The sequence below is a fragment of the Pseudoxanthobacter sp. genome (assembly GCF_036822375.1).
Lineage (GTDB): Bacteria > Pseudomonadota > Alphaproteobacteria > Rhizobiales > Segnochrobactraceae > Pseudoxanthobacter.
Genome location: NZ_DAISHT010000166.1, coordinates 1 through 7,552 on the forward strand (window position 1 = coordinate 1; position 7,552 = coordinate 7,552).

The 7,552-nt window shown below is 68.0% G+C and carries 6 protein-coding genes; 1 reads left to right on the forward strand and 5 read right to left on the reverse strand.

Annotated elements, in window-relative coordinates; all coding sequences use genetic code 11:
* The 4 genes from infB to rimP form a co-directional block, all read right to left on the reverse strand.
* Positions 1 to 3,139: translation initiation factor IF-2 (infB, locus tag V7067_RS13550; protein WP_334176435.1), on the reverse strand; the 3,139-nt coding region annotated here is incomplete at its 3' end.
* A gap of 7 nt (positions 3,140 to 3,146) precedes the next feature.
* The gene (locus V7067_RS13555) at positions 3,147 to 3,803 is read right to left on the reverse strand and encodes an RNA-binding protein (protein WP_334176436.1); all 657 of its coding nucleotides are present in this window, start codon (positions 3,801 to 3,803) and stop codon (positions 3,147 to 3,149) included.
* A 44-nt stretch (positions 3,804 to 3,847) separates the two neighbouring features.
* Positions 3,848 to 5,458 carry a transcription termination factor NusA gene (gene nusA, locus V7067_RS13560; protein WP_334176437.1) on the reverse strand — a complete coding sequence of 537 codons (1,611 nt, stop codon included), beginning with the start codon at positions 5,456 to 5,458 and terminating at the stop codon, positions 3,848 to 3,850.
* Positions 5,459 to 5,506: 48 nt separating this feature from the next.
* Entirely contained in the window at positions 5,507 to 6,226 is a 720-nt protein-coding gene (gene rimP, locus V7067_RS13565; RefSeq protein WP_334176438.1) for a ribosome maturation factor RimP, read from the reverse strand.
* 347 nt (positions 6,227 to 6,573) lie between these two features.
* On the opposite strand from rimP, the gene V7067_RS13570 reads away from it, so the two are divergent.
* Positions 6,574 to 6,966, forward strand: coding sequence for a hypothetical protein (locus V7067_RS13570; RefSeq protein WP_334176439.1), 393 nt, complete (start codon positions 6,574 to 6,576; stop codon positions 6,964 to 6,966).
* An 89-nt stretch (positions 6,967 to 7,055) separates the two neighbouring features.
* Here the strand turns inward: V7067_RS13570 and V7067_RS13575 are convergent.
* Positions 7,056 to 7,552 (reverse strand): ParB/RepB/Spo0J family partition protein (locus tag V7067_RS13575; protein ID WP_334176440.1); only part of this gene is annotated, 497 nt, incomplete at its 5' end.

Below are 7,552 nucleotides of genomic sequence, written 5' to 3' on the forward strand. Positions count from 1 at the left end.
CGCCGGCGCGCATGTCCTGATAGGACTCGAACGCCATGCCGCATTCCTGACCGGAATGCACATCCTTGGCATCGTCCTTGAATCGCTTGAGCTGCGAGAGCTTGCCTTCGTGGATGACGACGTTGTCGCGGATGAGGCGGACGGAAGCGCCGCGTTCGACGATACCTTCGGTGACGAGACAGCCGGCGACCTTGCCCACCTTCGAGACGTTGAAGATCTCGCGGATTTCGGCATTGCCGAGGAAGGTCTCGCGGCGCTCGGGCGTGAGCAGGCCAGACATCGCCGCCTTAACGTCATCCACCAGATCGTAGATGATGTTGTAGTAGCGGATTTCGATGCCGTCGCGCTCGGCCGCCTCACGGGCCTGCTTGTTGGCACGCACGTTGAAGCCGACGATGGCGGCGTCCGAGGTCTTGGCCAGCGTCACGTCCGACTCGGTGATGGCACCGACGCCGGAATGAATGACGCGTGCCCGCACCTCGTCGGTGCCCAGCTTCTCCAGCGCGCCGATGATGGCTTCGACAGAACCCTGCACGTCGCCCTTCACGAGGAGCACGAACTCCTTGCGACCGGCTTCCTTCAGCTGGTTCATCATCTCGGCCAGCGACGAACGGGCACCCGGACGGGCAGCCGCCTTGTCGCGCTTCTGGCGCTGACGATATTCGGTGATCTCGCGGGCGCGGGCCTCGTTCTCCACCACCGCGAAGCGGTCGCCCGCCTCCGGGGTGGCCTGGAAGCCCAGCACCTCGACCGGCATGGACGGACCGGCCGACTTCACCTGATTGCCGCGATCGTCGATCAGGGCGCGCACGCGACCCCACTCGGCACCGGCAATGAGAATGTCGCCGGCATTGAGCGTGCCACGCTGCACCAGAACGGTCGCCACCGGGCCGCGGCCCTTGTCGAGCTTGGCCTCGATGACCATGCCCTCGGCCGGACGCTCCGGATTGGCCTTCAGCTCAAGCACTTCGGCCTGCAGCAGAATGGCCTCCAGAAGACCGTCGAGGTTGGTGCGCTCCTTGGCAGAGACCAGCACTTCCTGCGTGTCGCCGCCCATGGATTCCACCACGATCTCATGGCGCAGAAGATCGTTGCGCACCCGCTCCGGATTGGCGCCGGGCTTGTCGATCTTGTTGATCGCCACGATGATCGGCACGCCCGCCGCGCGGGCATGGTTGATGGCTTCCACCGTCTGCGGCATCACGCCGTCGTCCGCCGCCACCACCAGAATGACGATGTCGGTGGACTTGGCGCCGCGGGCACGCATGGCGGTGAACGCCTCGTGGCCCGGGGTGTCGATGAAGGTGATCTTCTGGCCGTTCTTCTCGACCTGATAGGCACCGATATGCTGGGTAATGCCGCCGGCTTCGCCAGCCACGACATTGGCCTCGCGGATGGCGTCGAGCAGCGAGGTCTTGCCGTGGTCGACGTGGCCCATGATGGTCACGACCGGCGGACGGGAAACCAGGCTCTCCGACGTATCGGTGTTGGAGAACAGGCCCTCCTCGACATCGGCCTCGGAAACGCGCTTCACGGTGTGGCCGAGCTCCTCGGCCACCAGCTCCGCGGTATCCGCATCGATGATGTCGGTGATCTTGTGCATCTGCCCCTGCTTCATCAGGAGCTTGATCACGTCCACCGCGCGCTCGGCCATGCGGTTGGCAAGCTCCTGAATGGAGATGCTTTCCGGGATCACGACCTCGCGGCTGATCTTCTCGCGCACGCTGGTCTGCATGGCGCGCTTCTGCTTCTCCACGCGGCGGCGCATGGAGGCCAGAGACCGGCTGCGGGCGTCGTCGCCCTCCAGCGCCTTGACGATGGTCAGCTTCGACTTGCGGCGGTCGTCGGTCTTCGGGGCCGCCTTCGGAGCCAGCACCGCGGCCGGGCGCTTGGAGCCGGCCTGCGACTTGCGACCCTTCTTGCCGTCGTCGTCATCCTCGTCGCCAGCCGTGCGGCGGCCGCCGGCGGCCGGTCCGGCCGAAGGCGTGGCAGCGGCGGCACCGGCACCGGCGGCCGGGGCGGCGGCACCGGAAGCCGGGCGAGCAGCGGCCGGGCGCGCGGCAGCCGGCTGCGAGGCGCGGCGCAGCTTCGCCTCGTCCTCGGCCTTCTGGCGCTGCTCTTCCTCGACCTTGCGGCGCGCATCTTCCTCGACGCGGCGGCGCTCGGCCTCCTCGCGCTCGCGGTGCAGGCGGGCAATGTGCTCGCGTTCCGCCCGCGCCTCTTCCTCGGCGCGGCGGCGATCTTCTTCCTCGCGGATGCGGGCGCCGGCGATGGCCTGCGCGCGGGCCGCGATTTCGTCCTGCGTCAGCGTGCGATGCACGACGCCGCCGCGGTTGCGGTTGTCGCCGGGGCGACCGCCGTTCTGCCCGCGGTTATCGCCGGGGCGGCCCTGGCGCTGGGCATTGCCCTGCTGCGGGCCGGCACCGCGGCCCGGACCCTGACCCGGCCGGTTGCCCGGCTGGCCTGCACGGCCGGTCGCCGGCTGGCCCGTGCGGGCGGGACCTGCGCCCTGCGCCGGACGCGGGCCGGCAGACTGCGGCGCCCGCGGCGCGGCAGGGGCTGCGGCGCGCGGCGCTTCGGCCGCCGGCTGAACCGGCGCAGCCGGGCGCGGCGCCGGGCTGGCGGCCACGGGCTCGGCCTTCGCGGCTTCGGGTTCGATGGTGACGGCTTCGCTCACGGGAGCCTCCGCAGCAGCCGGCTTCGCCTCCGCGGGCACGGCAACCTCAGGTGCCGCAGACGGTGCAGCGGCCTCGGCGACGGGTTCCGGTGCCGGCGCAGCGGCAGCCGGCGGAACAGCGGCCGGCGCTTCTTCGCCGGCAGCAGGAGACGGCGGCACGGCGACAGGCGCTGCCGCAGCGGCAGCAGCGCGCTTTTCGGCCTGTGCCGCGGCGACGACAGCGGCGACGCGCGGGTTGGCGGGGGCTGCCGGCGCCCGCGGCGCCTCCGCGGCCTCGCCATGACCAGCCTCGCCCGGCTTCAGGATGCGACGCTTCTTCTTCTGTTCCACGACGACCGTGTTGGACCGGCCGTGGCTGAAGCTCTGACGGACCGTTCCTTGTTCCAAGGGACGCCGCACAGACAGGGTCTTCTTGCGGTCGCCGCCAAGGCTCTTGTCGCCGGGATTATTCGTGTCGTTCATACCGTCTTCAGTCCTGCGGGGCCGCTGAGCCCGCCGTTGCATTGCCGTCGAAGCCGTCTGTGGCATCCTTCGCGCGGAAACGGGCCAGCTTTTCCGCCCGTTCCACGGCTGCGTCGCTTGCCCGACCCGCGAGCAGCGCAGCATGTATCACATTTGTCAGCCCCAATGCCAAATCGATTTGGTCGGAGGCAAAGATTCCAATTCCCGGAACAGCGGAAAGCGACCCGTAACGCCGCAACACCACCGCCCTCATCTTTCGCACCCCATCGGGCGCCGCATCCGACGCCGTGATCAGGGCCATAACACCGCCCCGCATCAGGGCGCTTTCGACCTTGGTGAAACCGGTCACCAGCAACCCGGCCTTGCGGGCCAGAGAGAGGGCCTGCAGGGCATCGCGTTCCAGCAGCCGGTCGACCTGATCGGCCAGCCCCGGTCCGGCGGTGACCGCCTGCCGGAAGCCACGCGCGAACAGGCGCTTGCGTTCCGCCTCGGCAATCGCGTCGCGGGTCGCGCTGACCCAAACGCCGCGTCCGGGCAGCACGCGCTTCAGATCGGGCACGACGCCGCCGTCCGGTGCCAGAACGAACCGGACAAGCCGATCGGCCGGCAGGGATTCCCGGCTGACCAGACACTGCCGCGTCGCGGCTTCGGTATCACGTGCCATATCCGGTCAGCCAGCCTTCGAGCGCCTTGCCAGAAACCGCCGGATCAGCCGGCGGCCTCGTCCTCGTCTTCAATCTCGCCTTCGCCCTCGATCTCCTCGACCTCGGGCTCCGGCTCGATCCAGCCGGCGACGACGCGCGCCGCCAGAATAAGTTCTTCGGCCTCGGTGCGCGACAGCACGTCGGCGCCGAGCGCGCCCGGATGGCGCACGGTCTCGCCGTTCTTGCGCTCGCTCCAGCCGACCAGATCGTCGGTGGCGCAATCCGCCAGATCCTCGACCGTCTTGATGCCGGCCTTGCCGAAGGCAACGAGCATCGGCATCGTCACGCCCGGCACCGTCTTCAGTTCGTCCTCAACGCCCAGCGCGCGGCGCTCCTCATCGAGCTTGCGCTCGATTTCTTCCAGATGCTCGCGGGCGCGGGCCTGAATTTCTTCCGCCGTCTGCTCGTCGAAGCCTTCGATGGAAGCGATTTCCTGCGGATCGACGAAGGCGACTTCCTCCACCGAGGCAAAGCCTTCGGAGGCCAGCAGCTGGCCGACCATCTCGTCCACGTTCAGCGCATCGACGAAAAGCTGCGTGCGCTCGGCGAATTCCTTCTGGCGGCGCTCGCTCTCTTCCTGCTCGGTCAGGATATCGATATCCCAGCCCGTCAGCTGCGAGGCAAGGCGCACGTTCTGGCCGCGACGGCCGATGGCCTGCGACAGCTGATCGTCCGGCACCACCACCTCGATGCGCTCGGCATCGTCGTCAAGCACCACCTTGGCGACTTCCGCCGGCTGCAGTGAGTTGACGATGAAGGTTGCCGGCTCCGGCGACCACGGAATGATGTCGATCTTCTCGCCCTGCAGCTCCTGCACCACGGCCTGCACGCGCGAACCGCGCATGCCGACGCACGCGCCGACCGGGTCGATGGAGGAGTCGCGCGAATAAACGGCAATCTTGGCGCGCGAGCCCGGATCGCGGGCCACCGACTTCACCTCGATGACACCGTCATAGATTTCCGGCACTTCCTGCGCGAACAGCTTCGCCATGAACTGCGGATGCGTGCGCGAAAGGAAGATCTGCGGCCCGCGCTGCTCGCGGCGGACATCATAGATATAGGCGCGGATGCGGTCGCCGTTGCGGAAGACCTCGCGCGGGATCAGTTCGTCACGACGCACGATAGCCTCGCCGCGACCGAGGTCGACGATGACGTTGCCATATTCGACGCGCTTCACGGATCCGTTGACGATTTCGCCGATGCGGTTCTTGAACTCGTCATACTGACGGTCACGCTCGGCCTCGCGCACCTTCTGCACGATGACCTGCTTGGCCGACTGGGCGGCAATGCGGCCAAAATCCATCGGCGGCAGCGGCTCGGCAATGAAATCGCCCAGAAGAGCGGCCGGGTTACGGTCGCGGGCGTCGGTCAGTTCGATCTCGGTCGCCGGATTTTCCACCTGCTCCACCACCTGCAGCAGGCGCTGCAGGCGGATCTCGCCGGTACGCGGATTGATCTCGGCGCGCACCTCGGTCTCGGACCCGTAGCGCGAACGCGCCGCTTTCTGGATGGCGTCTTCCATCGCAGCAAGAACGATGCTGCGGTCGATGACCTTTTCACGGGCCACCGCATCCGCGATCTGCAGAAGCTCAAGCCGGTTCGCGCTGACAGCCATGGCTTTCCTCTCCGGGGGGATGGGGCGCTCGGGGCACCCGCACCCAAATCAGTTCAGTTCTGCGTCGTCGTCTTCGGCGGCTTCCGTCGCGGCCCGCTTCTCGGCCCGAAGCGCCTCGGTGATGAGCGCGTCGGTCAGCACGAGACGGGCATCGCCCACGTCTTCCAGCGTCAGCCAGACGGTCTCGACGGGCTTTTCCGGCGGGGCAACGATGAGCGTCGGCTTCGGCGCCGACTTGCGCACCATCTTCGGGTGAGAACCCTTACCCAGCCCCTTCACGCTCTCGTCCAGCGTCAGGGCAAAACGGTCGCCCTCGACGCCGGCCAGAATGCCGCGAAAGCGCTTGCGACCGTCATGGGCGATCCGCATTTCCACCTTGGCGAGGTGACCCGCCCAGCGGGCGAAGTCGGAGCGGCGCACCAGCGGACGGTCGATGCCCGGCGAGGACACCTCTAAATGGTAGGCCTTATCGATCGGATCGTCCACGTCAAGCGCGGGCGACACTTCGCGGCTGATGGCCTCGCAGTCCTCGACCGACATCGTGCCGTCGGGCCGTTCGGCCATGATCTGCAGGGTACAGCCATTTTCGCCCGTGACCCGCACGCGCACCAGGCGATAGCCGAGATCCTCGATCACCGGCTCGACGATGGCCGCCACGCGCGCATCGATACCGTTCTCGATGATGAGACGCGGTTCGACGGCAACCGCCGCTTCGGCGATTTCGGGCTGTGGGGTGATATCGGCGTTGTCGCTCACGACGGGGTGCATCTCCGGTGCGGACGCGGCGCCTGCGGCGCTGCTGAGGCGGCTTCTGCGCTCGGTCCGTGCCTGTTGCAGGCAACACCAAACGGAGCGGATCCCGTCAGGGACCCACTCTCACTCGATCCTGATGGACCCGAACGAGAAGGATGATGGCCGTCCTATACTCCCCGCCTGCCTGTCTGGCAAGGAGAATCCGCGTCGGGGCCCTGCCGGGTAGCGACCGCACAGGGTGAACGAAACCTGAAACAGCCATTCAGCCACCGTTCAGGTGACGAGCCGCATGGTCTGGCCCATCAACCGCACGGGACCTCAGACGAGCCCGGCTGCGGGTCCAGTCCCGGAGGCCAACTGCCATGGTTCGCGCTGCCCTGCCCTTCTTCTCCGCCCGCCGCGCCGTGCTTGCGGCAACGGTCACGGCCATGATCGCCGTTCCCCTTGCCGCTGCCACGCCGGCCGCGGCCAATGGCTGGAACAACGGCGCCGACACGGCCGCCGCCGCCGGTCTTGGCCTTGCCTTCGGCGTTCTTGCCGGGTCGCTTGCCGCTTCCGCGCCGCCGGCGCCGGTCTATGTCGCCCCCGCACCGGTTTATGCGCCGCCGCCGGTCTATGTCGCGCCTGCGCCGGTCTACGTCGCCCCCGCCCCCGTCTATGCCGCACCGCCGCCGCGTCCCTATGGCCGTCCGTGGGGCTGGGGACCGGGTGCAGGTGCGGGCTGGGGTCCCGGCTATTACGGCCCGCGCGGATAACAGGCTGAAAATAAACAGGAAAGGCCGCTGCCGGTTAAATCCGCCAGCGGCCTTTCTCCATTCCGGCCTTCGGAAGTGCCTTCGCCCTGTCAGATTTGCTCCAAACGGCGAACCACTTCGTCCAGTTGCTCGAGCGAGCGATAGCGGACGCGCACCTCGCCGGCACCGGTAGCCTTGTGCGCCAGCGTCACCGTCAGGCCGAGGGCATCCGACAATCGCTTCTCCAGCGCCAGCGTGTCGGCATCCTTGACCGCCACCGCACGCCCCATCACCGCCACGGCCTCTGCAACCGGCGACGAGGCCAGCGCCTCGGCATCGCGGACTGTCAGGTCCTCGGCGATGATGCGGCGCGCCAGCGCCTCGGGATCGGGCGCGGTCAGCACCGCGCGGGCATGACCGGCGGAAAGCCGGCCGGCGACCACGTCATCCTTCACCGCTTCCGGCAGCCGCATCAGGCGCAGGGTGTTGGCCACGTGGCTGCGGCTTTTGCCGATGACCTGTGCCAGATCCGCCTGCGTGTAGCTGAAGTCCGTCATCAGCTGCTCGTAGCCGGCCGCTTCTTCCATCGGGTTGAGATCGGCGCGCT

Bases quoted from the DNA above. Each gene is read 5' to 3' on its own strand.
- V7067_RS13570 (WP_334176439.1), top strand. From the start codon at position 6,574: ATGGTTCGCGCTGCCCTGCCCTTCTTCTCCGCCCGCCGCGCCGTGCTT.
- V7067_RS13555 (WP_334176436.1), bottom strand. From the start codon at position 3,803: ATGGCACGTGATACCGAAGCCGCGACGCGGCAGTGTCTGGTCAGCCGG.
- nusA (WP_334176437.1), bottom strand. From the start codon at position 5,458: ATGGCTGTCAGCGCGAACCGGCTTGAGCTTCTGCAGATCGCGGATGCG.
- rimP (WP_334176438.1), bottom strand. From the start codon at position 6,226: ATGCACCCCGTCGTGAGCGACAACGCCGATATCACCCCACAGCCCGAA.